This is a genomic window from Streptomyces sp. NPDC036984, from assembly GCF_055607665.1.
Genome location: NZ_JBVJRL010000013.1, coordinates 215,532 through 237,454 on the forward strand (window position 1 = coordinate 215,532; position 21,923 = coordinate 237,454).

The window sequence follows — 21,923 nt, forward strand, 5'->3', positions numbered from 1 at the left end:
CCGTCACACAGCCGGCACCCCGCCGAGCGCGCGCAGGTGCGCCTCGCGTGACTCCGCCGTCTGGCCCTGCACCAGCAGGAACAGCCCCTCCCGGGCGAGGCGCTGGGCTCGGCTGGTCAGGGCCATCGCGCGGCCGCCGCCCGCCACCACCGCCGCCGTGGTGGCCGTGCGCAGCACCTCGTACGCCTCCGCGCGCACCGCCAGCCGCTCCCCGGCCCGCTCCTGCGGTGCCGGATGGTCGGCCAGGGCGTAGGCGCGGCGGCGCACGTCGGCGAGGCGGGAGCGGAGCGGGGCCGCCGTCTCGTCGTCCAGCAGGGACAGCGCGGCCGCCGCCACGCCGAAGACCGCCGGGTTGGTGTTCAGCGTCTTGGCCCGGTCCCCGGTGGCCCAGCGCTCGTGCGGTGCGCGCAGGGCCACCGCCTCGGCGGGCAGCCACAGGCCGTCCAGCTCCAGCGACACGGTGCGCGCGGCGGTGAGGGCCGCGAGCCGCATCGGCGGCGAGGCCCGCAGCCCCGGCTGCTCGCGTGCCTCGGCGAAGGCGAACAGCACCTCGCCGGAGTCGGTGACCCCGGCCAGCAGCATGACGTCGTTCAGACCCCACCCGGTGTACCAGGGGACGGTCCCGTCGAACCGCCAGCCGTCGCCCTCCCGGCGTACCCGCACCGGGCGGCGCGGATACGACCGCAGATGCGCGTACGCCACCCCGGACAGCAGCTCCCCGCGGGACAACGGACCCAACAGCCGCTCGCGAACCGGCAGTTCGCTCCGTGCCAGGGTCTGCACCGGAGTGTGGTGCTGGGTCTGGACGAACCAGGTCGCACAGCACGCCCCGGACAGGATCTCCGCTGTCTCGCGCAGTACGGCGGCCGGCGCCCCCGAGCCGCCGTGGTCCACCGGTGCCACCACCCCGAGCAGCCCCGACCGCTTGACCGCCTCGATGTGGCTCGCGGGCACGCCCTCCTGGTCGACGCGCTCGGCCTCGGGTACCAGCAGGTCGGCGGCGAGCCGGCGGGCGCGGACGACGAGCGGATGCGCGGTGATGTCCATGGGGGGATTCTTCCGGAGATCGTTTCCCCGGCCGTGGTGCGGGGTGTCGCGCGAGGCGGCCCCGGCCACCGAGCCGGGGAAGGGGTTCGGCCGTCGTGCGAGGCGTCGCGCGAAGCCGTCCCGGCCGGAGAGCCGGGCAGCGGGTGCCGGCTCTCCACCCGGGGCACACGTGACCCTCGTCACCCTCCGGCGCCTGGGAATGAACTTGAGTACCTGAAAGGTTGGCGTTTACATCTGTCCCACGAGACCCTAGGCTCGGGCCGAACCAGCCCGTGCACCCCAGCGAGGCACCCGTGAACCACCCTCACCCCGAGCAGCCCGCCGACGTCGTGGCCCGGCTGCGCGCCACCTTCGCCACCGGCCGCACGAAGCCCGTCGAGTGGCGCACCGACCAGCTGCGCCGGCTGCGCGCGATGCTCACGGAACGCGGCGCCGACCTCGCCGCCGCACTCCACGCCGACCTCGGCAAGAGCAGCGCCGAAGCCCATCGCACCGAGATCGACTTCACCGTCCGCGAGATCGACCACACCCTGGAGCACCTGGCGGACTGGCTGCGCCCGGAGCCCGCGCCCGTCCCGCCGCACCTCGGCGCCGACGCCACGGCCTGGACGCAGTACGACCCGCTGGGTGTCGTCCTCGTCATCGCCCCCTGGAATTACCCGGCGCAGCTCCTGCTCGCCCCCATGGTCGGCGCACTGGCCTCCGGCAACGCGGTCGTCGCCAAGCCGAGCGAGCTGGCCTCCGCCACCTCCGCCGCGCTGGCCGAGCTGATCCCGGCCTACCTGGACACCGACGCGGTCGCCGTGGTCGAGGGCGGCGTCCCGGAGACCACGGCCCTGCTGGCCGAGCGCTTCGACCACATCTTCTACACCGGCAACGGCGCCGTCGGCCGCATCGTCATGCGGGCCGCCGCAGAGCACCTCACCCCGGTCACCCTCGAACTGGGCGGCAAATCCCCGGTGTTCGTCGACCGCGGCACCGACCTGGGCGCGGTCGCGGACCGGCTCGTGCGCGGCAAGTTCCTCAACGCCGGCCAGACCTGTGTCGCCCCCGACTACGTGCTGACCGACCCGGAGACCGCCGCGGCGCTGGAGACCGCGCTGGTCCGCGTGGTCGAGGACCTGTTCGGCCCCGACCCGCAGCGCTCGCCGGAGTACGGCCGGATCATCAACGAGCGGCACTTCGACCGGCTGTCCGCCCTGCTCGGCTCGGGCCGCGTCGCCGTCGGCGGTGTCGGTGACCGGGCGGCGAAGTACCTCGCGCCCACCGTCCTCGCGGACGTCGACCCGGAGTCACCCGTGATGCAGGAGGAGATCTTCGGCCCCATCCTGCCCATCGTCACGGTGGCCGGCCTCGACGAGGCCATCGGCTTCATCAACGACCGCGACAAGCCCCTCGCGCTGTACGTCTTCAGCGAGTCCGACCAGACCCGTGAGCGCATCGCCGCCGAGACCTCCTCGGGGGGCCTCGGCCACGGCCTGCCGCTCGCCCATCTGACCGTCTCCGACCTGCCGTTCGGCGGGGTGGGGGAGAGCGGCATGGGCAACTACCACGGCCGCTACTCCATCGAGACGTTCAGCCACCGCAAGGCGGTCCTCGCCAAGCCGCTGAGCTGAGTTCCCCGCCCTCCCCGGGCCCGGCCGCATCCCGCGGCCGGGCCCGACTTCGGTGTGCCTCCGCGGAGTTCGCCCGCGCAACCGGTCGGCGATCGACTCATCTGCACCTGCACCCACGCCTGCCTGCGAAGCTCGTCGCCGGCAGGGGGTCAATCCGCGGAAACGTCTGCGGTGAGGGCGCTTACGGCCTCGCGGGTGTTGCCCGCTGCGAAGCGGATCTCACGTACCTCCCGGACCGGCTTCCCGGGTCTGGGTGCCACGGCGTACGGCTCGCGAAGCGTGAGGCTCAGCGTGGCGGAGTCGCCGACCGGCACCGCGAGGACACCGTCTGGACGCCTTGCGGGAGGCGGCCGCTGCGGGCAAGCGCATTGCCTCGATCTGCAGCGGCGCCTTCGTCCTCGCCCAGGCCGGGCTCCTCGACGGCCGTGCTGCCACCACCCACTGGGCCCTGGCCGAGGAACTGCAGCGCGCCTTCCCTTCGGTGCGCGTGGACGCCGACCGGCTGTTCGCCGAGGACGGACCGATCGTCACCGGTGCGGGCTCGGCCGCCGGGATCGACCTGTGCCTGCACCTGATCAGCTCCGACTACGGCGCGGCCGTGGCCAACGCGGCAGCCCGCGCCGCCGTCGTCACCCCAGTGCGCCACGGCGGGCAGGCGCAGTTCGTGCAGACCCCACTGCCGGCCAAGACCGACTCCTCATTGGACGCGGCCCGCATCTGGGCACTGCAGCATTTGGACCAGCCGATCTCCCTGCACGACCTGGCCGGTCAGGCCAAGGTCAGTGTGCGGACCCTGACCCGCCGCTTCACCACCGAGACTGGTGTGACCCCGTTCCAATGGCTGCTCCAGCAGCGGCTGCTGCGGGCCCGCGAGCTGCTGGAGACCACCGATCTCACCGTCGACCATGTGGCCCGCCGCAGCGGCCTCGGCTCCGGCGAGTCGCTCCGCCAGCACCTGAGCCGCCAGATCGGCATGACCCCGGCCGCCTACCGAGGCGCCTTCACTCACCGCCCGAGCGTGAAGACTGGTCGGTGACCGCGGGTGACTGGGCCGGACGTGGCGTTTCATAGGTGGTCGCCTGTGAAACACCGCGCCGCGCGGCGGCGGTCCACCTGCGGCGATCATGTCGCGGGCCGCGGCGGCGTGCTGGTGGGCCCGGCAAACCGTGGAATGTCCGCCCAGGTGCAGAGCCGGGTCACCGCCGGCGCTTCACCCAGATCCTCGGGGTCGCCCCGGGCGCGAACCAGCACTGCTGACGCCCGGCCGGGTGCCGTGTGCGAGACTCCGCCGATGACTGTCGAAACGATCACCGCGGACGCCTCCGGCACCTGGAAGCTCGGCGACCTGCCCGTCCACCGCATCGGCTTCGGTGCGATGCGGCTGACGGGCAGCGCCGCCTTCCACCTCGGCACCCCGAGCCGGCGGGAACGGTCGATCGCCGTCCTGCGCAAGGCCGTCGAACTCGGCGTGAACCACATCGACACGGCGGCCTTCTACTTCTCGTCGCTGCGGTCCGCCAACGAACTCATCAACACGGCGCTCTCCCCGTACCCCGACGACCTGGTCATCGCCACCAAGGTCGGCCCCTACCGCGACTACGACGGCGAGTGGGGCACCTCCGCCCGGCCCGATCAGCTGCGCGGGCACGTCGAGGAGAACCTGCGCCAGCTCGGGCGGGACCATCTCGACCTCGTCTATCTCCGCCGGATGCGCCAGGACTCCATCGCCGAAGACTTCGGCGCGCTCGCCGAGTTGCGGGAGGCGGGACTGATCCGGCACCTCGGGATCTCCGCCGTGGAACCCCGGCACCTCGCCGAGGCGCTGGACATCGCGCCGGTGGTGTCCGTGCAGAACCGGTACGCGGTGGACCGCTCCGACCCCCTCGACGACGAGGTCCTGCGGCTGTGCGGCGAGCACGGCATCGCCTTCGTCCCCTTCTACGCCGTGGCCGGAGCGGGAGGAGAGCACGGCGCGACAACCGCTCACGAGGACGCGGTGCTCTCCGTCGCCCGGGCCCGTGGCGTGAGCCCCGCCCAGGTCCGCATCGCCTGGACGCTGCACCAGGGCCCGCACGTCCTCGCCATTCCCGGCACCGGCGACCCCGGCCACCTGGTCGAGAACGTCGCCGCCGGAGCGCTCCGGCTCACCGACGAGGAACTGGCGCGGCTGAACCGCGCGCGGTGACGGCGTGACACGAGGAAAGTGAGCTGCGCGGCCGGCACCTGATGTCCGGGACGGAGATGCAGCGCCGCGGGGACGGAGGCGCGCGGCCGCGGGCGGCACGCGGATGACTACGGCCACCACCCCGCCCCGTGTGCCCTCCCGCACCGGAACGGCCGGCCTCCGCCACCCGGTGGCGGAGGCCGGCCGTTCCGGTGCGGGAGGCCCTGACGGAACCCCCGCCCCAGCCCCTCCGCGACGCGCGTAGAACAGGGACTGGCGCCGGTCGGGTTTTACGTATAACCTCACCCGCTAACCACCCCCACCGGAAGGTCACGATGCACCGCCTCGCCCTGGTCACCCTCGTCGTCGACGACTACGACGAGGCCATCCGCTTCTACACCGAGGCCCTCGGATTCCGTCTCGCCGAGGACGCCCCGCGCCCCGACGGCTCGCGCTGGGTCGTCGTGGAACCCGGCGGCGACGGACCCGGCACCGGACTGCTCCTGGCCCGCGCCAAGGGCGAGGACCAGCGGGCCCGGATCGGCGACCAGGCCGGTGGGCGAGTCGGCTTCTTCCTGCACACCGACGACTTCGACCGCGACCACGCCCGGATGACCGCCGCCGGCGTGACCTTCCTGGAGGAGCCGCGCCACGAGCCGTACGGCACGGTCGCCGTCTTCCAGGACCTGTACGGCAACCGCTGGGACCTGCTCCAGCCCGCCGGCTGATCCTCGTCCCGCCGCACCGAACCGCCCCGTTCAAGGAAAGACCCCGCCATGACTGCTACGCGCGTAGATGCCGATGTGATCCGCCGCCTCCCGAAGGCCGTCCTGCACGACCACCTCGACGGCGGCCTGCGCCCCGCCACTGTCGTCGAGCTCGCGGCCGCGGTCGGCCACCAGTTGCCGACCACCGACCCCGACGAGCTGGCCGCCTGGTACTTCGAGGCCGCCAACTCCGGCGACCTGGTCCGCTACATCGCCACCTTCGAGCACACCCTCGCCGTCATGCAGACCCGCGAGGGCCTGCTGCGCACCGCCGAGGAGTACGTCCTCGACCTCGCCGCCGACGGTGTCGTCTACGCCGAGGTGCGCTACGCCCCCGAGCTGAACACCAAGGGCGGGCTGACGATGAGCGAGGTGGTGGAGACCGTCCAGGAGGGCCTCGCCGCCGGTATGGCCAAGGCGGCCGCCGCCGGCACCCCCGTCCGCGTCGGCACCCTGCTCTGTGGCATGCGGATGTTCGACCGCGTCCGCGAGGCCGCCGACCTGGCCGTCGCCTACCGCGACGCCGGTGTCGTGGGCTTCGACATCGCCGGCGCCGAGGACGGCTTCCCGCCCGCCGACCACCTGGCGGCCTTCGAGCACCTGCGCCGCGAGAACGTGCCCTTCACCATCCACGCCGGCGAGGCGCACGGCCTGCCCAGCATCCACCAGGCGCTCCAGGTGTGCGGCGCCCAGCGCATCGGCCACGGTGTGCGGCTCACCGAGGACATCCCCGACCTCACGGCCGGCAAGCTCGGCCGCCTCGCCTCCTGGGTGCGCGACCGCCGCATCGCCCTGGAGATGTGCCCCACCTCCAACCTCCAGACGGGCTGCGCCACTTCGATCGCCGAGCACCCGATCACCGCGCTGAAGGACCTCGGCTTCCGGGTCACCCTGAACACCGACAACCGTCTGGTCTCCGGTACGACGATGACCCGCGAGATGTCCCTGCTGGTCGAGGAGGCCGGCTGGACGGTCGAGGACCTGCGCACGGTCACGGTGAACGCCCTCAAGAGCGCCTTCATCCCGTTCGACGAGCGCAAGTCCCTCATCGAGGACGTGGTCCTGCCGGGTTACGCGGCCGCGCTCTGAAGCAGCCCCCTGAGGTAGGCGGCCTGTCCGATGTGCTGAAGATCGTCGGACAGGACGCTCACCAGGCGGACCCCCAGCGTGACCGGGGGGTCCCAGCGTTCGTCCACGACGCGTTCCAGATCCTTGGCGGCCACGGAGCGCAGCGCGCCGAGGGTCTGGTCGTGGACGGCGTCGTAGTACTCGGCGAGCAGGTCCGCCGACTCGACCCGCACCTTCGCGACCTTCGCGGGGCTGTGCCCGTAGCCGGTGTCGTGCCGGGGCAGGTCGAGGCCGAAACGCTTCTCCCAGCCCTGGGAGAGCCACACCTGGTCGAGGTCGAAGGCGTCGGCGATGTGGTCGTCCTGCACCCGGGTGAGGTGCCAGACCAACCAGGCGATGGAGTTGGCGTCGGGGGCCGGGCGGTGGTGCAGTTCGTCCGGGCCGAGGCCGTCGAGGGCGGCATGGACTTCTTCCTGGATGCGGCCGTAGCCGTCGATGAGGATGTCCTTCGCATGCATACCGTCCACCATCGCAAATCGCCGCCGCTCACGCGTCCGGAATCGGGCTTCCGTGAAACCCCGGCGGCGCCCGCCCCGCCGGCCGCACCAGCCCCGTCGGCCGGCACCCGCCCGGCCGGCCGGCACCCGCGCCACCGGCTCGCAGGTGAAGTCCTGCACGGCGAGGATCACGGCAACCTTGTCGAATCCATGACAGCCATGCAGCCGAGTGCGAGGGCTGCTCCATGACCCGGACCGTGCCACTGGCGCCGTCAACGCGAGCGCAGCCCCCGCAGTCCGCAGTCGGCGCGGAGTGACGGCGGCCCGCTGCCGTAAGGAAGCCGCGACACCTCACCATGCGAGCTCACCGGTCCCGAGGCCGGTCGAGCCGATAGGCGTGCCCTCTCAGGGCCGGTACGTCTCCTGGAGTGCCAGGCTCCCGCTTTCCAGCAGGGTGACCAGTGCCCGGGCGGCCGGGCTCGTGGCGCGCTCCGGCGGCAGCAGGGCGACCGTCTCGTACCCCGCCTCGCCCCCGCCCTTCAGCGGCAGTGCCGTGAGCGCCGGCCGCTTGTGCCGGAAGTGCCGGGGTACGACGGCGATGCCCAGGTTCTCGTCCACCAGGTCCAGCAGGCTGTGCACGTCGTTGACCTCCAGTGCGACCGTGCGCCGGACACCGGCCGCGGCGAACGCGGCGTCGGTGGTGCGGCGCGGGCCCCAGTCCGGGTGGAAGTCGACGAAGACCTCCCCGGCGAGGTCGTCCGGGGCGAGCACGGCCGCGGCCGCGGCCAGCCGGTGGCTGGGGTGGCACAGCACGATCATCGGCTCGCTGGTCAGCGACACCGAGCGCAGCTGGTCGGTGTCGGCCTGGGTGCGGTAGGCGAAGGCCAGGTCGAGCCGCCCGGCCGCGACCTCCTCGGCCAGGGCGCCCGAGCCGGCCTGCCGCAGCCGGATCTCCACGTCCGGGTGCCGGCCGCGGAAGGCCGCCAGCAGCCGGGCCACGTGCACCCCGGCGATGCACTGCTCGGTGCCGAGCGAGAGCGTGCCGCGCAGCACGCCCTGTACCGCCGCCACCGCCTCGTGCGCCGCCCGCACCTGCGCGAGGATCCGCTCGGCCTCCACCAGCAGCGCCCGCCCCGCCTCGGTCAGGGTCACCCGGCGGGTGGTCCGCACGAACAACGGCGCCCGCAGCTCCCGCTCCAGCGCCCGGATGGACGCCGACAGACCCGACTGGGACACCATCAGACGTTCGGCGGCCCGGGTGAAATGCTGGTCCTCGGCGACCGCGACGAAGTGCTGGAGATGGCGCAGTTCCATGATTGAGAAGCGTAACCGCTGAATTCCATCGGATTCTTCTGTTGGACCGCTGTCCGCCGCCGGGGGAAGAGTGGAACAGGCAGACCGTGTGCCCACCCCCTCTGGAGTCGCGTTGTACACCGCACACCCCGACCGCTACGCCGACATGCCCTACCGGCGCACCGGCCGCAGCGGCCTGAAGCTCCCCGCACTGTCGCTCGGCCTCTGGCACAACTTCGGGCCCGACCGGCCCGTCGAGACACAGCGGGCCATCCTCCGCCGCGCCTTCGACCTCGGCATCACCCACTTCGACCTGGCCAACAACTACGGCCCGCCGCCCGGCGCCGCCGAGTCCGCCCTCGGTGGGGCGCTCGCGGCTGACTTCGCCGCCCACCGCGACGAGCTGGTCGTCTCCACCAAGGCCGGCTATCTGATGTGGCCCGGCCCGTACGGCGAGTGGGGCTCGCGCAAGTACCTGCTCTCCTCGCTCGACCAGAGCCTCAAGCGCATGGGCCTGGACTACGTCGACATCTTCTACTCGCACCGCCCCGACCCGGACACTCCGCTGGAGGAGACGATGGGCGCGCTGCACTCGGCGGTGCAGCAGGGCAAGGCGCTGTACGTCGGCGTCTCCAACTACTCGGCGGAGCAGACCCGCGAGGCCGCGCGCATCCTCGCCGACCTCGGCACCCCGCTCCTCATCCACCAGCCGCGCTACTCGATGCTGGACCGGCGCCCCGAGGACGAGGGTCTGCTCGACGCCCTGGACGAACTCCGGGCCGGCTCCATCGTGTACTCCCCGCTGGAGCAGGGCCTGCTCACCGGCCGCTACCTCGACGGCATCCCCGAGGACTCCCGGGCCGCGAGCGACAGCCCGTTCCTGAACACGGACGCGGTCACCGAGGACCTGGTCGCCCGGCTGCGCGCGCTGAACGAGGTGGCCGCGTCGCGCGGGCAGACCCTGGCCCAGCTGGCCCTGGCCTGGGTGCTCCGCGGCGGCCGGGTCACCTCCGCGCTGGTCGGCGCGAGCAGCCCACGGCAGCTGGAGGACAGCGTCGGCGCCCTGCGCAACCTTGACTTCGACGCCGACGAGCTGGCGCGGATCGACGCGATCGTCAAGCAGTGAGACCTTCGCCCGGCACCCGGAGGCGGCCCGCCGCCTCCGGGTCCCCCGCGCAGGGCCTCACGCACCGTCCGGCACCCGGTCGAGGAAACCGAGCACGGAGCGGATACGGCCGTCCGCGTCCAGCGTGATCACGTCGAAGCCGGCGACCGGAGCGGAGCCGTCGGCCCGGTTCACCAGCTCCCAGCCGAAGCGCGCCGTGTCGTGGTGCCCGTCGACCGCGCCGAGCGGACGGAACGTGAAACCGGGGAACTGCTCGTGGGCCGCCGCGATCACCGCCGCGATCTGCTCGTGCCCGCGGACGTCGGCGAGGGGATCGGTGTAGCCGCCGTCCGCGCTCCAGGCGGCGGCGACGGCCTTCTCGACGGCCTCCGGCCCGGTGGCGTTCCAGGCCGCGAAGTAACGGGCGGCGGCGCTCTCGTAACGGTCGGTGTGCACGGCCATGGTGAATCAGCCTCCATCGAGGTCGTCTGTGCTGGTCAGGGGCCGGATCCGGGGCTGCGTCGATCCGGTGTGACCACCATGCCGGAGGGAAGGGGCGGGGTCGATTACCTCCGAGGTCATGGCCGGACGGCCGCACAGCCCACCTCATTCCGGCCGAAACGGGCGGTGAATATGCCAACAGACTGGCCGGAAAGGCATGGTGACAGTGTTTCGGTAGTGGCGATACTCGAACGGCAGGGACACTTCACCGCACAGCAGCCGCACGGAAAGCGAGGGGCCGGCCGGCCAGTTGAGCGAGGCGACGGGGGAGTGAGGCGTGCACGACGAATTCCTGTGCCATGTCACGGCGTACGGCATGTGCGACGGCCGGCGCATCGGCGTACCGCTCGGCACCTACCGCGCGCCGACCCTGGCCCTGGCCCTGTGGTGGCTGCGGGACCGGGCGTCCTGGATCGCGGAGCGGCTCGATCCGAGTCCGGAGGCCACCGCCTTCCCGGCCGGCGCGCTGGTGCCGGTCGCGGACACGGTGGCCGACGTACCCGCCCTGCTGCGCTCCTGGTGTGCGGACGACGTCCAGCAGGAACTGATCGCCGACGAGTTGGCGGGCGGGCGGCTGGTGCGGATCGCCGCCAGCGACGACACGACCGAGTACGAGCTGCTCGCCGAGTCCGTGGACGCCCTGCGGATGCAGCGCACCCTCCCGGCGCTCGTCGTGCCCGTCGCCTGACACGTGTCCACGGCGGTCCGCGGACCCGGACCGAGGGCGGCGCCCCGCTGGGCGAATCGGTACAATTCTGGCCATGGCGGAGCGGCCGGTCGCCCCGACGGCGCCCGCACTCGTCCTGGAGACCGAGGCGGGCTCCACAGTGCCGAGTCCGGGCCACGACCACCACGTCGGACGGGACCCATGGAGCGACATCGTTTTCGACGATGCCCGGGACCCCTGGTACCCCGCGGCGCCGCGTCGCGCCGACGGCCTGCCCGGGTCCGCCCGCCCGGCCGGGGCCGCGGTGCTCGGCACGATCACCTTCGGCCAGGCCCGTGGCGCTCACCCCGGCCGCCCCGCCGGGGGCCGGCCTGGACGCGGGCGTCCGGCTGCTCGGCCCGGCCGGGCCGCCGCTGCCGTCCGTGCCCGACGGATGGGCCGCCGCCCTGCCGCCGCACCGGCGGGGCCCGACCGTGATGCGGAAGCAGGCAGGCGATGACCCCTCGCGGATTCCGGCCCACGCACGTCGTCCCGCCGACCGGCCTGCCCGCCTGGGAGGCCCCGGACCCGGCACGGCCCACCGTGCCGCTGGACGCGCTGCTGCCGGTGGAGCTCGTCGAGCGGAGCGGCGACTGGGGACACATCCGCTGTGCCAACGGGTGGGCCGCCTGGGTCGACGGCCGCCGCCTCGTCGCCGTACCCGAGGACCCGCCCGCCACCGACGGCCCCGACGGCAGCGCCGATCCCCGGCCCCTGCTGGCCCGTGCCGAACAGGCGCTGGCCGACTACCGGTCCGCCGTGGAGGAACTGGCGGCCGGCGACCTGGACGGCGAGGCGTTCGAGGCCCGCACCCAGGGCCTGCGGATCGGGCTGGTGGTCGACGGCGAGTCCATGTGGCTGTACGACCCGCAGGAAGGGCGGTGGGTGTACGGCGACGGACGGCGGCTGACGACCTACGCCACCGACCGGGCGGTCACCGGCACGGACGACTCCGGGCACGCCCCGACCCGGACGGTCCCGCCCGAGGGTGAGCACTGATGCCGCGTCAGACCAGCTTGTTCTCCGGCCGTCCCTCGGAGCTGATCGGCCGGCAGGTGGCGAGCTACCTGATCGAGAGTGAGGTCGGGCGCGGGGGCATGGCCGTCGTCTACCGGGCCCGCGACCAGCGCCTGGGCCGCATCGTCGCGCTCAAACTGCTCGCCCCGGAACTGGCCCGCAACGACACCTTCCGCCGGCGCTTCACGCACGAGTCCCAGGTGGCCGCGTCGATCGACCATCCGCACATCGTGCCCGTCTTCGAGGCCGGCGAGACCGACGGGGTGCTCTACATCGCGATGCGGTACGTCTCCGGCAGCGACCTGCGCCACCTCCTCGACGTCCGCGGCCCGTTGCCGCCGCCGGACACGGTGCGGATCGCCGCCCAGGTGGCCTCCGCCCTGGACGCCGCCCACGAGCACGGCCTGGTGCACCGGGACGTCAAGCCGGGCAACATCCTGGTCGCCGAGGGCACCGACAGCGACCACCCCGAGCACGTGTACCTCACCGACTTCGGGCTCACCAAGAAGTCGCTGTCCCTGACCGGGTTCACCAGCGTCGGCCAGTTCGTCGGCACCCTCGACTACGTCGCCCCGGAGCAGATCTCCGGGCGCCCGGTCGACGGCCGCTGCGATGTCTACGGCCTCTCCTGCGTCGTCTACGAGACCCTCACCGGCCGTCCGCCGTTCCAGCGCGAGGACGACATGGCCCTGCTCTGGGCTCACCAGTACGACGAGCCGCCCCCGCCGAGCGGGGTATGCCCCGGTCTCGCCCGGGCCGTCGACGCCGTCTTCGCCAAGGCCCTGGCCAAGAGCCCGGACGACCGCTACGACAGCTGCCTGGATTTCGTCGCCGCCCTGCGCACGGCCGTGACCGCCGCACCCGCGAGCGGCGGCCCGGAGCAGGATCCGGACCCTGGGGTGCCCGCCGAGCCCGCTCCACCGCCCCCGGACTGGGCCGGGCCGGTGTTCCGGGAGTGAGGTGAGGGCCGGGCGAGCAGGTCCACCCGGAGTCAGGGCTACGGCGTGTCCACCGGGCCCCCGCGGCGCACCGGCCTGGCCGGCAGGCCGCCCAGGAAGCCGGCCACCAGTCCCCACAGTGCCCCCAGGCCCACCGCCTGCCACCGCCGGGGCTCCAGGAACACCTCTCCGGACAGGCCGCCGCCCAGGTCGCCGATGCCGTCGGCCCAGCAGGATCAGCGCGCAGGTCGTGCGGGCGTGCCCCTGGGTGGCGGCCGTGATCAGGGCGGCGATCAGACCGACGACGACGGAGCCGAGCAGCAGCTCCACCATCGCGTGCGCCGCCGGGCGCACCGCCTCCTGGCGGCGCAGCAGCCGCGTCGGCAGCGGAGCCCCGCGCGCCACCAGCAGGGCCAGCAGCAGCACACCGGTCAGCCAGGCCAGACCGAACAGCACGGTCCGCGGCACGTCCGTGGTGACCCCGACCCTCGGCGTCGCGTCGAACGATCCGGTGAGCTCGCTGAGGGTGCCGCTGCCCACGTCCACGGCGAACGTCTGCCGGGCACCGAAGGCCAGGCCGAACAGTACGAGCAGCCACGGCACCCCGAGCCGGGCCGCCCAGCCGGCCAGCTCCCCGGCCGAGGCGACCGCACGGTGCCGCAGTGGGCGCAGAAAGCCGGCGCCGAGCACCAGGGCACCGGCGAGCGTGACCGACAGCGGGAGCAGGGTGAGGCCGGCCTGGGTCCGGGCGAACACGCCCGCGTCGCCGGAGAACCGCACGCTGCCGCCGACCGCCGTGACCACGGTCGCGGCCACCACGCGCGGGAATGCGCCGTCCGGCAGATCCGCGGCACCGGCCGCCCACAGTCCCAGCGCCACCACCAGGACCATCACGGCCACCCCGGTCAGCACCGCGGCCACGCCCTGCGCCCAGCCGTGGCGGGCGACGGGCCGCGCGGGGACGGTCGGAGAGCTCACCCTTGCCACGCTAAGCAGCGGCCGGGCGCCCCGCCCGCCGGGCGCGCCGTCGGCGTCGGCTTGCGAGCCACCCGCCATCGCGGCACACAATAGGATCAATGTGCACCCAAATGCACCAAAAAGGGACTAACGGGATTATTTGATCAATGCCGCGCATCGCGACGGGAAGAAGTGCTCGTGAGCGTCGAACCTCCGTCATCCGGCCGCCCCACCGGGCCGCCCTCCGGACCGCTGTCGGGCTCCTCCAAGCCGCCCTCCGGCCCGCCGCCCGGGCAGCCGCCGGCCGGCGGCTTCGGGCACAGAGGGCCGCACGGGCCGTGGTGGAAGGCGGCACCCCGCGTCGCAGCGCTCACCGCCGCCCTGGTGGCCGCCGTGGTCCTCGCGGTGGTCTTCACCCGCCCGGGCGGTGGCGGATCCACCGCCAAGGGCGGCGAGGTCTTCCTGGAAGCCGCCAACAGTACGGGCCAGGACCCCTTCACGGAATCGACCGCGAAGGACGTTTCCCCGCAGTCCAAGCCTCCCACCGCCCCCGGCACCGGCACAGGCACCGCCCCCGGCACCGCCCCCGGCACCGGCACCAGCACAAGCAGAGGCACCGGCACCGCACCGAGCAGAGGCACCGGCACGTCGGCCTCCCAGGCACCCAGCGCCCCGGCCAACGCGCTCCGCGGGGTGCAGGGCGGAGCCCCCGGCCTGTACAGCGGCATCCGGAAGACGTCCAGCTGTGACGTCGAGAGGCAGATCCGGGCCCTCCAGGCCGACTCGGCCAAGAACCGGGCGTTCGCGGCGAAGGCCGGCGTACAGCCCTCCGCCGTCCCCGCCTACCTGCGCTCGCTCACGTCGGTGCAGCTGCGCGCGGACACCCGTGTCACCAACCACGGCTACCGGAACGGATCGACCACCACCTACCAGTCCGTCCTCCAGACCGGCACCGCCGTCCTGGTCGACGGGCACGGCATGCCCCGGCTGCGCTGCGCCTGCGGCAACCCGCTGGCCCAGCCGGTCGCCCAGCGCACCGCCCCGAAGGTGGTCGGCCGGCACTGGTCCTCGTACCGGCCCTCGAACGTCGTCGTGGTGACGCCGGCACCGGTGATCGTCAACGTCTTCGTCATCTACGACCCCCACCACCACGAGTGGCTGCACCGCCACCGCGGCGACGAGAACGGCCGCCACGACCAGCACGGCAAGCCGCCCCTGCACCCGCGTCCCTGGAACCAGTCGACCCCGTGCGCGCCCACCCCCGGTGCGACCAGGGCGCCCGGCTCCGGCCCGGCCTGCCCGCCGAGCTCGTCCGGGACCGGCCCCTCCACATCGACCTCGTCGTCCTCGACGTCCCCCTCGTCGTCGTCCTCCTCCCCCTCGTCCTCTTCGTCGTCGCCGTCCGAGAAGTCGTCGTCGCCGTCTTCCGAGTCCTCCTCGCCGTCCGAGAAGTCGTCGTCGCCGTCTTCCGAGTCCTCCTCGCCGTCCGAGAAGTCTTCCTCGCCGTCGTCCGAATCCTCCTCGCCGTCCGAGGAGTCCTCGTCGCCGTCCGAGAAGTCCTCCTCGCCCTCCGAGTCCACGTCCTCCTCGGAGCCGGAGACGACGTCACCGTCCGGTGAGACGCCGTCGAGCAAGACACCGTCCAGCGAGTCCTCGGCCCCGTCGCCGGGCTCTCCGTCGGAGGAGACGTCCGCCGTCACGCCCCCGTCCTCGGCGGGGTCCCTGCCGGAGTCCGGACCCGTCTCCTCGGTCGCCCCCGGAACCAGTGAGCAGGAGACCGGCGGCCAGCAGGAGGAGCCCGCCTCCCCGCCGGAGCGGCCCGGCTCTGACGAGACGTGAGCCGTCGCACCGCAGCGCCCGGCGCCGTGACTCTCGCCACTTCACCCGGTCGGCGAACGCATCGGGTGGACTGCCGGGCCCGGCTCGGGGTACGAGGACTGGTGCAACAGCGACCGGCCGGACCGGGTTTTCCGAGAGAGACAGCATGACCGAGCACCTGGGCGGGGCAGTGATACCGACTGGCTTCGACGTACCTGTGGAGCCGCTGAGGCGCGCGGCGCACTACACCGGAGAATCCGGATGCATCGCCGAGGCGCGCGCTTTCGCGGCCCAGTTCCTCCAGCAGCTGCGGACCGAGTGGTGCGCCGTCACCGACAGCCGCGCCGCCGGCGAGCTGCTCCTGCTGGTGAGCGAACTGGTCACCAACGCCGACCAGCACAGCAGTGGCCCCTACATCCTGGAGCTGGAGGGCACGGACGCCTCCGTCGCGGTGTCCGTGTACGACAGCAGCACGGCTCTGCCCCGCCGGTACCCGAAGGATCCCGCGCGTGTCGGGCGGCACGGTCTGGAGATCGTGCACGCCCTCGCCTCGCAGGTCACCGTGGAGCGCGTGCCCGTGGGCAAGCGGGTACGGGCCATCTTCCACCTCAAGCAGCGCTGAGGCGTCCCGGCCAGGGTCGGGGCGCCTCGCGGAGCCGCGTCACACGCGGTCGAGCTCGCCGAGCATCCCCTCGCGCAGCCGGGCGATGATCCGCTTGATCAGCCGGGAGACGTGCATCTGGGAGCAGCCGAGCCGCTCGCCGATCTCCGCCTGGGTGGCCTCCTCCACAAACCTCAGGTGGATGATCTGCCGGTCGCGGTCGCTGAGCTCCGCCATCAACGGGGCGAGTGCGTGGAAGTCCTCGACGAGCCGAAGCCCCTCCTCCTCCACGCCGATGAAGTCGGCGAGCACGGCCTCGCCGTCCTCGGGGCCGTCACCGGTGAGTGCGGCGTCCAGGGAGGCGGAGTTGTAGCCGTTGGAGGCGAGCTGGGCCTCGACCACCTCGGTCTCGGAGATGTTCATGAGCGTGGCCAGTTCGGCGACCGTCGGGTCCCGGTCCAGCCGGCTGGACAGCTCCTCGCGCGCCTTGGCCAGTTCGACCCGCAGCTCCTGGAGCCGGCGCGGCACATGGACGGCCCAGGTGGTGTCCCGGAAGAACCGCTTGATCTCCCCGACGATGTACGGCAGAGCGAAGGAGGTGAACTCGACCTCGCGCGCCAGTTCGAACCGGTCGATGGCCTTGATCAGGCCGATCATGCCGGTCTGGACGATGTCCTCCATGTCGTCGCCGCGCCCTCGGAACCGTCCGGCCGCGAACCGCACCAGCGACATGTTCATCTCGATGAGGGTGTTGCGCGCGTACTGGTACTCGTGCGTGCCCTCCTCCAGCTCGGCCAGTCGGCGGAAGAACTGGCGGGAAAGCTCGCGTGCGTCACGCGGGGCGACGGACGTCGGGTCCTCGATTCCAGGCAGTGATCCCTCGCCCGTCCTGTCCTGCTCGGTCTGCTCGACGACCTCTGCCTGCGACCGGATCCCGGCGGCGGTGTTCATTACCTCTCCCACGAAAGTCACGGTTCGACGTGTTCTGCGGCGGCCTCTGCGTGCTTGGTGCAGGTGGCGTGCCGTCGGGTACCCGGTAACCGGCGGTTTATGCGTCCTGCGGAGGAACTCACCGGGCGGGTACCCCCGGTGACGTTTCGCATGCACCCGTCGGCCCACAGTGGCGCGAAACGACCGCTCCGGGGCCGGCCGGCCCGGGGATTTCCCTCAGGGCGCAACGCGCCCACCTTGTCCCGGGCCGCACCGCTCCTAGGCTGACGGGATGACCAACCCGGTGAGCGACGAAGCCCGAGTGATCCCCCTGCGACCGGCGCCCGCACGCCCGGCCGCACCGGAACCGGAGCCTGCCCCCAGGGAACCCCTGTGGCGCGATCTGGTCGGTGAGGTGCTGCGCCGCGAGCGCCAGGAGCAGCAGCGCACCCTCAAGGACGTGGCCGGCGCGGCCCGGATCTCGCTGCCCTACCTGTCGGAGATCGAGCGGGGCCGCAAGGAGCCCTCCTCCGAGGTCCTCGCCGCCGCCGCCCACGCGCTCGGCCTGGGCCTCGGCGATCTTCTGTCGCTGGTGCACGGCGAGCTGACCCGGCGCACGGCCGAGCTGCGCCGGCCCGCCGCCGCGCCGCACCGGCCGTACCAGGGGCTCTGCCTGGCCGCCTGATCCCCGTACGGCTACCGCCGGCCGGTCAGCCACGCCGCAGCTGCCGGGAGAACGCCCGGACGTCCCCGACCAGCAGATCCGGCTCCTCAGATCCGGCTCCTCCGTGGCCGCGAACTGCCCGCCCCGGCCGAATTCCGTCCAATGATCCGGATGCCGGGCGGGCGCCCCCTCACCCGTTCGGATGATCCGGCGGCCCGCCCGATGAGTTTCGGCGCGCGCGGCGGTCGATACAGATGACCGCGTTCCACGCCCCAGGAGGTCCTCATGTCCACCGACGGTTTCACCACGTGTCTCTGGTTCGACGGCCAGGCCGAGGAGGCCGCGCACTTCTACGTGTCGGTCTTCAAGAACTCCGGCGTCGGCCGCACCGTCCGCTACCCCGAGACCGCGCCCGGTCCGACGGGTTCCGTGATGACCGTGGAGTTCACGGCCAACGGCCAGAAGTTCGTCGCGCTCAACGGCGGGCCGCAGTTCACTTTCAACGAGGCGGTCTCCTTCCAGATCTTCTGCGCCCACCAGCAGGAGATCGACTACTACTGGACGAAGCTCACCGAGAACGGCGGCGAGGGCGGCTCCTGCGGCTGGCTCAAGGACAGGTACGGCGTATCCTGGCAGGTCGTCTACGCTCCGCTGATCGACATGATCGCCGACCCCGACCCGGAGAAGGCCGCGCGCGCCACCCACGTCATGATGGGCATGGGAAAGCTGGACGCCGACGCGCTGGAGCGGGCGTACGCCGGCGCGTAGCGGGACGCACGGCCGGCCGCCGGCACTCGCCTCCCGTTCTCGACGACCGAGCGGCCCGCGCCGCCGTCACCCGGCCTCGGCGAGGATCTCGGCGATCACGTGCCGGGAGTTCTCGGCGAGGGCCGGGTTGGTGTGCCAGTAGTACGGCAGCTGGATCAGCGAGATCGACAGCGCCCAGCCTCGCCCGCGCGCCCACTCCGCGTCCCCGGCGCCGACGGCCTTGCGGAAGGTGTCCCGGGCGCTCGCGGGCAGCAGGTTCCAGGCCACGATCAGGTCCACGGCCGGGTCGCCGACCCCCGCACAGCCGAAGTCGATGACCGCGCTCAGCCGCCCGCCGTCGACCAGCACGTTCCCCGGGGACAGGTCCGCGTGCGCCCAGGCCGGCGGCCCGGAGTGCGCCGAGGCCCGGAGTGCCTGCTCCCACAGGGCCGTCACGGCCGCCGTGTCGATCCGGCCGGTGAGCTGCGCGAGCGCCGCGCGGGTCGGCGCGTCCCGGGTGGCGAGCGGCACGCCCCGGTGGGCGGACGGCCCGTCCCGCGGGTCGATCCGGCGCAGCGCCGCCACGAACGCCCCGAGCTCCTCGGCGAGGCGCTCCGGCTCCGCGACGGCACCGGCGGCCGGGTTGTGCCCGTCCAGCCAGCGGTACACCGACCAGGGCCACGGAAAGCCCTCGTCCGGCGCGCCCAGCCCGGCCGGCTCGGGCGTGGCGACCGGCAGCCGTGGGCCGAGGCGGGGCAGCCAGCGCTGCTCGTGGGTCACGTCGGCCACGGCACCGGGGTGCCGGGGCAGCCGTACCACCAGGTCGGTACCCAGCCGGAACATGGCGTTCTCCGTGCCGGAGGAGCTCAGGAGCCGCACGGGCCGTGCCGCCCACGCGGGAAACTGCCGGGCGATCAGCCGGCCGACCAGGGCCGGGTCGATGCCGACCTCGCCCTCACGCATCTTCACCGTATCCATCGGGGCCATCCCAGCGGGCCGCGGGCCCCGGTGTCGACCGATTTCCCGTCCGGCTCGGCGCGCGGCCCGGACGGCGGATGGCTAGCGTGACAAACGGGACACACAACACCAGGAGGGCCGCCAGCATGGCCGTGCAACCCGAAGGAACGCCCTGTTGGGCCGATGCGATGTTCAGCGACGTCGAGGGAGCGAAGAGGTTCTACGGCGACGTCCTCGGCTGGACCTTCGGCGAGTCGTCGTCGGAGTACGGCAACTACACGCAGGCCTACGTGGAGGGCAAGGCCGTCGCGGCCGTCGTCCCGCCGATGCCCGGCCAGGAGGGCCAGTCGCAGTGGTGCCTGTACCTCGCGTCGCCCGACGCCGCGGCCACCGCGGAGAAGATCCGGGAGAACGGCGGCGAGGTGCTGATGGAGCCGATGCAGGTCGGTGATTTCGGCACCATGTGCCTGGCCCGGGAGCCCAGCGGGGCCGTGTTCGGGGTGTGGCAGGCGGGCACGCACGAGGGCTTCGAGGCGACGGCCACGCCCGGCGCCTACTGCTGGGCCGAGGTCTTCACCCGCGAGCCGGACCAGGCGGACGCCTTCCTCTCCGGGGTCTTCCCGTACCGCATGAAGGAGATCGAGGACGACGCGGTGGACTTCCGGATGTTCGACGTCGGCGAGGACACCGTCCTCGGCCGGATGCGGATGACCGACGACTTCCCGCCCGAGGTGCCGTCCTACATCAACGTCTACTTCACCGTGGACGACTGCGACGCGGCCGTCACCCGGGCCGTCAAGCTCGGCGGGATCCTCCGCTTCGGGCCGATGAGCAGCCCCTTCGGCCGGTTCGCGGCGCTCAGCGACCCGCAGGGCGCGAACTTCTCGGTGATCGACATCACCACCACCGAGGGCGAGATGCCGAAGATCAAGGACGTCTGACCGGTCCCGGAACAGCGCCCCGCACGGCCATGGCATGATCGAGCGTATGCGTGAACGTGTGGTGGCCGCGTGCGACGGGGCTTCGAAGGGAAACCCCGGACCGGCCGGATGGGCGTGGGTGGTCTCGGACGACGACGAGCGGACCCCCGCCCGCTGGGCGGCGGGCCCGCTCGGCCGGGCCACCAACAACGTCGCCGAACTGACGGCCCTGGAGCGGCTGCTCACGGCCGTCGACCCGGACGTTCCGCTGGAGATCCGGATGGACTCCCAGTACGCCATGAAGGCCGTCACCACCTGGCTGCCCGGCTGGAAGCGCAACGGCTGGAAGACCGCCGCCGGCAAGCCCGTCGCCAACCAGGACCTGGTGGTCCGCATCGACGAGCTGCTCGACGGCCGGTCCGTGGAGTTCCGCTACGTGCCCGCCCACCAGGTCGACGGTGACCCGCTGAACGACTTCGCCGACCGCGCGGCCAGCCAGGCGGCCTCCGGGCAGGAGGCGGCCGGCAGCGCGCTCGGCTCGCCGGAACCCCCGCCGTCGCCCGACACCCCGGCGGCGGCCGGGGCGCCGCGCCGGAAGGCGCCCCGCCGCACCGGCGACGGCGCGTCCTCCCGCACCATCAAGGCGAAGTTCCCCGGCCGCTGCCTGTGCGGCCGTTCCTACGCGGCCGGCGAGAAGATCGCCAAGAACACGCAGGGCTGGGGCCACCCGGAGTGCCGTACCGCCGAGGCCTGATCAGACGTCGAACGTGTAGTGCGCGGTGTGGTCCAGCAGGTCCGCCGGGCGCACGTTGTTCCACGGCTTCATCGTGTCGTTGAGGTCCACCACGTCCGGCGTGCCGCCCGTCGGCACATAGCCGACGCCCGGGTGCCGCCGCTGCCACTCCGCCCACAGCTTGTCGATGTAGGCGTGGTGCAGCCAGAACACCGGATCGTTGGGGGAGACGCCGGTGGCCATCTGCCCGCCGACCCAGACGTGCACCCGGTTGTGCAGGTTGACCCCGCGCCAGCCCTCCAGGTGGTTGCGGAAGCCGTCCGAGGCGCTGTTGTAGGGCGCCATGTCGTACGTCGCCATCGAGAGCACCGACTCCACCTCGGCGCGCGTCGGCAGCTCGCGCACGCTCGTGCCGAGCGAGCGGCGCAGGAACGTACGGCCGTCCACGCGCACGTTGATCGGCCAGTTGCCGGTGGACGCGGCGAACGGCCCGTCCATCACCCGCCCGTCGGTGCTGCGCCCGGTGCCGCCGAGGAAGTCCGGCGCCCACAGCGAGGCACGCACCGTGCGGTCGGTGCTCCAGTCCCAGTAGGGCAGGGCGACCGAGGAGTCCACGGACTGGAGCGCCTGTTCGAAGTCGAGCAGGAATCTGCGGTGCCAGGGGAGGAAGGACGGGGAGCGGTGGCCGGTCCGCTCGCCGCCGTCGGTGTCCGCCATGATGAACTCGTTGTGCGTGCGGACGAAGTCGTCGTAGCGCCCGCTGCGCTTGAGTTCGATGACGGCGGCGACGAAACGCTTCTTCTCGTCGGCGGTCAGGGTGGCCTGGTTCTTGCGTACGGTCATGGTGCGGGGTGCTCCGGAAGTCCTTGCGAGGGCG

Annotated in this window: 21 protein-coding genes and 2 pseudogenes; 15 read left to right on the forward strand and 8 right to left on the reverse strand. The window is 72.9% G+C overall.

Annotated elements, in window-relative coordinates:
• Positions 1 to 3 precede the first annotated feature (3 nt).
• Complete coding sequence (locus ACZ7DL_RS24040) at positions 4 to 1,047, reverse strand: acyl-CoA dehydrogenase family protein (protein WP_470776858.1); 1,044 nt, start codon at positions 1,045 to 1,047, stop codon at positions 4 to 6.
• Positions 1,048 to 1,340: 293 nt separating this feature from the next.
• Here ACZ7DL_RS24040 and ACZ7DL_RS24045 point away from each other — a divergent pair, with 293 nt between their 5' ends.
• The 5 genes from ACZ7DL_RS24045 (at position 1,341) to ACZ7DL_RS24065 (ending at position 6,683) form a co-directional block, all read left to right on the forward strand.
• Positions 1,341 to 2,663 carry an aldehyde dehydrogenase family protein gene (locus ACZ7DL_RS24045; protein WP_470776860.1) on the forward strand — a complete coding sequence of 441 codons (1,323 nt, stop codon included), beginning with the start codon at positions 1,341 to 1,343 and terminating at the stop codon, positions 2,661 to 2,663.
• Between the two features lie 337 nt (positions 2,664 to 3,000).
• The gene (locus ACZ7DL_RS24050) at positions 3,001 to 3,699 is read left to right on the forward strand and encodes a GlxA family transcriptional regulator (RefSeq protein WP_470776862.1); all 699 of its coding nucleotides are present in this window, start codon (positions 3,001 to 3,003) and stop codon (positions 3,697 to 3,699) included.
• A gap of 255 nt (positions 3,700 to 3,954) precedes the next feature.
• A complete protein-coding gene (locus ACZ7DL_RS24055) occupies positions 3,955 to 4,848 on the forward strand; it encodes an aldo/keto reductase (RefSeq protein ID WP_470776864.1) in 894 nt (297 codons plus the stop codon).
• Between the two features lie 314 nt (positions 4,849 to 5,162).
• The gene (locus tag ACZ7DL_RS24060) at positions 5,163 to 5,555 is read left to right on the forward strand and encodes a VOC family protein (protein ID WP_470776866.1); all 393 of its coding nucleotides are present in this window, start codon (positions 5,163 to 5,165) and stop codon (positions 5,553 to 5,555) included.
• Between the two features lie 48 nt (positions 5,556 to 5,603).
• The gene (locus ACZ7DL_RS24065) at positions 5,604 to 6,683 is read left to right on the forward strand and encodes an adenosine deaminase (protein ID WP_470776868.1); all 1,080 of its coding nucleotides are present in this window, start codon (positions 5,604 to 5,606) and stop codon (positions 6,681 to 6,683) included.
• Here ACZ7DL_RS24065 and ACZ7DL_RS24070 read toward each other — a convergent pair.
• Together ACZ7DL_RS24070 and ACZ7DL_RS24075 are read right to left on the reverse strand one after the other, a co-directional pair.
• On the reverse strand, positions 6,665 to 7,180 hold the full coding sequence (locus ACZ7DL_RS24070) for a mycothiol transferase (RefSeq protein WP_470776870.1): 516 nt from the start codon (positions 7,178 to 7,180) through the stop codon (positions 6,665 to 6,667). The two genes, ACZ7DL_RS24065 and ACZ7DL_RS24070, sit on opposite strands and share 19 nt — an antisense overlap.
• 384 nt (positions 7,181 to 7,564) lie before the next feature.
• Positions 7,565 to 8,473, reverse strand: a complete 909-nt coding sequence (locus tag ACZ7DL_RS24075) for a LysR family transcriptional regulator (RefSeq protein ID WP_470776872.1) — start codon at positions 8,471 to 8,473, stop codon at positions 7,565 to 7,567.
• Between the two features lie 112 nt (positions 8,474 to 8,585).
• On the opposite strand from ACZ7DL_RS24075, the gene mgrA reads away from it, so the two are divergent.
• Positions 8,586 to 9,578, forward strand: a complete 993-nt coding sequence (mgrA, locus tag ACZ7DL_RS24080; protein WP_470776874.1) for an L-glyceraldehyde 3-phosphate reductase — start codon at positions 8,586 to 8,588, stop codon at positions 9,576 to 9,578.
• 57 nt (positions 9,579 to 9,635) lie between these two features.
• Here mgrA and ACZ7DL_RS24085 read toward each other — a convergent pair whose 3' ends face one another.
• A complete protein-coding gene (locus ACZ7DL_RS24085) occupies positions 9,636 to 10,019 on the reverse strand; it encodes a nuclear transport factor 2 family protein (protein ID WP_470776876.1) in 384 nt (127 codons plus the stop codon).
• Positions 10,020 to 10,335: 316 nt separating this feature from the next.
• On the opposite strand from ACZ7DL_RS24085, the gene ACZ7DL_RS24090 reads away from it, so the two are divergent.
• The 3 genes from ACZ7DL_RS24090 (at position 10,336) to ACZ7DL_RS24100 (ending at position 12,740) form a co-directional block, all read left to right on the forward strand.
• Positions 10,336 to 10,746 carry a hypothetical protein gene (locus ACZ7DL_RS24090; protein ID WP_470776878.1) on the forward strand — a complete coding sequence of 137 codons (411 nt, stop codon included), beginning with the start codon at positions 10,336 to 10,338 and terminating at the stop codon, positions 10,744 to 10,746.
• A gap of 474 nt (positions 10,747 to 11,220) precedes the next feature.
• The gene (locus ACZ7DL_RS24095) at positions 11,221 to 11,763 is read left to right on the forward strand and encodes an SH3 domain-containing protein (protein WP_470776880.1); all 543 of its coding nucleotides are present in this window, start codon (positions 11,221 to 11,223) and stop codon (positions 11,761 to 11,763) included.
• Positions 11,763 to 12,740, forward strand: coding sequence for a serine/threonine-protein kinase (locus ACZ7DL_RS24100; protein WP_470776882.1), 978 nt, complete (start codon positions 11,763 to 11,765; stop codon positions 12,738 to 12,740). The genes ACZ7DL_RS24095 and ACZ7DL_RS24100 overlap by 1 nt, the downstream gene beginning before the upstream one ends.
• A 38-nt stretch (positions 12,741 to 12,778) precedes the next feature.
• Here the strand turns inward: ACZ7DL_RS24100 and ACZ7DL_RS24105 are convergent.
• Positions 12,779 to 13,610, reverse strand: a pseudogene (locus ACZ7DL_RS24105) (streptophobe family protein).
• 264 nt (positions 13,611 to 13,874) lie between these two features.
• Between ACZ7DL_RS24105 and ACZ7DL_RS24110 the strand changes: the two are divergent.
• Both ACZ7DL_RS24110 and ACZ7DL_RS24115 read left to right on the forward strand, forming a co-directional pair.
• Positions 13,875 to 15,035, forward strand: a pseudogene (locus ACZ7DL_RS24110) (DUF6777 domain-containing protein); the annotation flags it as partial.
• A 625-nt stretch (positions 15,036 to 15,660) separates the two neighbouring features.
• Entirely contained in the window at positions 15,661 to 16,116 is a 456-nt protein-coding gene (locus ACZ7DL_RS24115; RefSeq protein ID WP_470776884.1) for an ATP-binding protein, read from the forward strand.
• 39 nt (positions 16,117 to 16,155) lie between these two features.
• Here ACZ7DL_RS24115 and ACZ7DL_RS24120 read toward each other — a convergent pair whose 3' ends face one another.
• On the reverse strand, positions 16,156 to 17,046 hold the full coding sequence (locus ACZ7DL_RS24120; RefSeq protein ID WP_470776886.1) for an RNA polymerase sigma factor SigF: 891 nt from the start codon (positions 17,044 to 17,046) through the stop codon (positions 16,156 to 16,158).
• Positions 17,047 to 17,317: 271 nt separating this feature from the next.
• Here ACZ7DL_RS24120 and ACZ7DL_RS24125 point away from each other — a divergent pair, with 271 nt between their 5' ends.
• Together ACZ7DL_RS24125 and ACZ7DL_RS24130 are read left to right on the forward strand one after the other, a co-directional pair.
• On the forward strand, positions 17,318 to 17,710 hold the full coding sequence (locus tag ACZ7DL_RS24125) for a helix-turn-helix domain-containing protein (protein WP_470776887.1): 393 nt from the start codon (positions 17,318 to 17,320) through the stop codon (positions 17,708 to 17,710).
• Between the two features lie 264 nt (positions 17,711 to 17,974).
• Positions 17,975 to 18,457 (forward strand): VOC family protein, encoded by a 483-nt coding sequence (locus ACZ7DL_RS24130; RefSeq protein WP_470776889.1) that lies wholly within the window; start codon positions 17,975 to 17,977, stop codon positions 18,455 to 18,457.
• 66 nt (positions 18,458 to 18,523) lie between these two features.
• Here the strand turns inward: ACZ7DL_RS24130 and ACZ7DL_RS24135 are convergent, their stop codons facing one another.
• A complete protein-coding gene (locus ACZ7DL_RS24135; RefSeq protein WP_470776891.1) occupies positions 18,524 to 19,414 on the reverse strand; it encodes an aminoglycoside phosphotransferase family protein in 891 nt (296 codons plus the stop codon).
• A gap of 125 nt (positions 19,415 to 19,539) precedes the next feature.
• Between ACZ7DL_RS24135 and ACZ7DL_RS24140 the strand changes: the two genes are divergently transcribed.
• Both ACZ7DL_RS24140 and ACZ7DL_RS24145 read left to right on the forward strand, forming a co-directional pair.
• On the forward strand, positions 19,540 to 20,334 hold the full coding sequence (locus ACZ7DL_RS24140; protein ID WP_470776893.1) for a VOC family protein: 795 nt from the start codon (positions 19,540 to 19,542) through the stop codon (positions 20,332 to 20,334).
• A 34-nt stretch (positions 20,335 to 20,368) separates the two neighbouring features.
• Complete coding sequence (locus tag ACZ7DL_RS24145) at positions 20,369 to 21,067, forward strand: ribonuclease H family protein (RefSeq protein ID WP_470776895.1); 699 nt, start codon at positions 20,369 to 20,371, stop codon at positions 21,065 to 21,067.
• Here the strand turns inward: ACZ7DL_RS24145 and melC2 are convergent, their stop codons facing one another.
• Entirely contained in the window at positions 21,068 to 21,889 is an 822-nt protein-coding gene (melC2, locus tag ACZ7DL_RS24150) for a tyrosinase MelC2 (RefSeq protein ID WP_470776897.1), read from the reverse strand. It abuts the gene before it with no gap.
• Positions 21,890 to 21,923 lie beyond the last annotated feature (34 nt).

Bases quoted from the DNA above. Each gene is read 5' to 3' on its own strand.
- ACZ7DL_RS24100 (WP_470776882.1), top strand. From the start codon at position 11,763: ATGCCGCGTCAGACCAGCTTGTTCTCCGGCCGTCCCTCGGAGCTGATC.
- melC2 (WP_470776897.1), bottom strand. From the start codon at position 21,889: ATGACCGTACGCAAGAACCAGGCCACCCTGACCGCCGACGAGAAGAAG.
- ACZ7DL_RS24140 (WP_470776893.1), top strand. From the start codon at position 19,540: ATGGCCGTGCAACCCGAAGGAACGCCCTGTTGGGCCGATGCGATGTTC.
- ACZ7DL_RS24070 (WP_470776870.1), bottom strand. From the start codon at position 7,180: ATGCATGCGAAGGACATCCTCATCGACGGCTACGGCCGCATCCAGGAA.
- ACZ7DL_RS24115 (WP_470776884.1), top strand. From the start codon at position 15,661: ATGACCGAGCACCTGGGCGGGGCAGTGATACCGACTGGCTTCGACGTA.
- ACZ7DL_RS24095 (WP_470776880.1), top strand. From the start codon at position 11,221: ATGACCCCTCGCGGATTCCGGCCCACGCACGTCGTCCCGCCGACCGGC.
- ACZ7DL_RS24120 (WP_470776886.1), bottom strand. From the start codon at position 17,046: ATGAACACCGCCGCCGGGATCCGGTCGCAGGCAGAGGTCGTCGAGCAG.
- ACZ7DL_RS24040 (WP_470776858.1), bottom strand. From the start codon at position 1,047: ATGGACATCACCGCGCATCCGCTCGTCGTCCGCGCCCGCCGGCTCGCC.
- ACZ7DL_RS24145 (WP_470776895.1), top strand. From the start codon at position 20,369: ATGATCGAGCGTATGCGTGAACGTGTGGTGGCCGCGTGCGACGGGGCT.
- ACZ7DL_RS24060 (WP_470776866.1), top strand. From the start codon at position 5,163: ATGCACCGCCTCGCCCTGGTCACCCTCGTCGTCGACGACTACGACGAG.
- ACZ7DL_RS24130 (WP_470776889.1), top strand. From the start codon at position 17,975: ATGTCCACCGACGGTTTCACCACGTGTCTCTGGTTCGACGGCCAGGCC.
- ACZ7DL_RS24125 (WP_470776887.1), top strand. From the start codon at position 17,318: ATGACCAACCCGGTGAGCGACGAAGCCCGAGTGATCCCCCTGCGACCG.
- ACZ7DL_RS24135 (WP_470776891.1), bottom strand. From the start codon at position 19,414: ATGGATACGGTGAAGATGCGTGAGGGCGAGGTCGGCATCGACCCGGCC.
- ACZ7DL_RS24065 (WP_470776868.1), top strand. From the start codon at position 5,604: ATGACTGCTACGCGCGTAGATGCCGATGTGATCCGCCGCCTCCCGAAG.
- ACZ7DL_RS24085 (WP_470776876.1), bottom strand. From the start codon at position 10,019: ATGGCCGTGCACACCGACCGTTACGAGAGCGCCGCCGCCCGTTACTTC.
- ACZ7DL_RS24055 (WP_470776864.1), top strand. From the start codon at position 3,955: ATGACTGTCGAAACGATCACCGCGGACGCCTCCGGCACCTGGAAGCTC.
- ACZ7DL_RS24075 (WP_470776872.1), bottom strand. From the start codon at position 8,473: ATGGAACTGCGCCATCTCCAGCACTTCGTCGCGGTCGCCGAGGACCAG.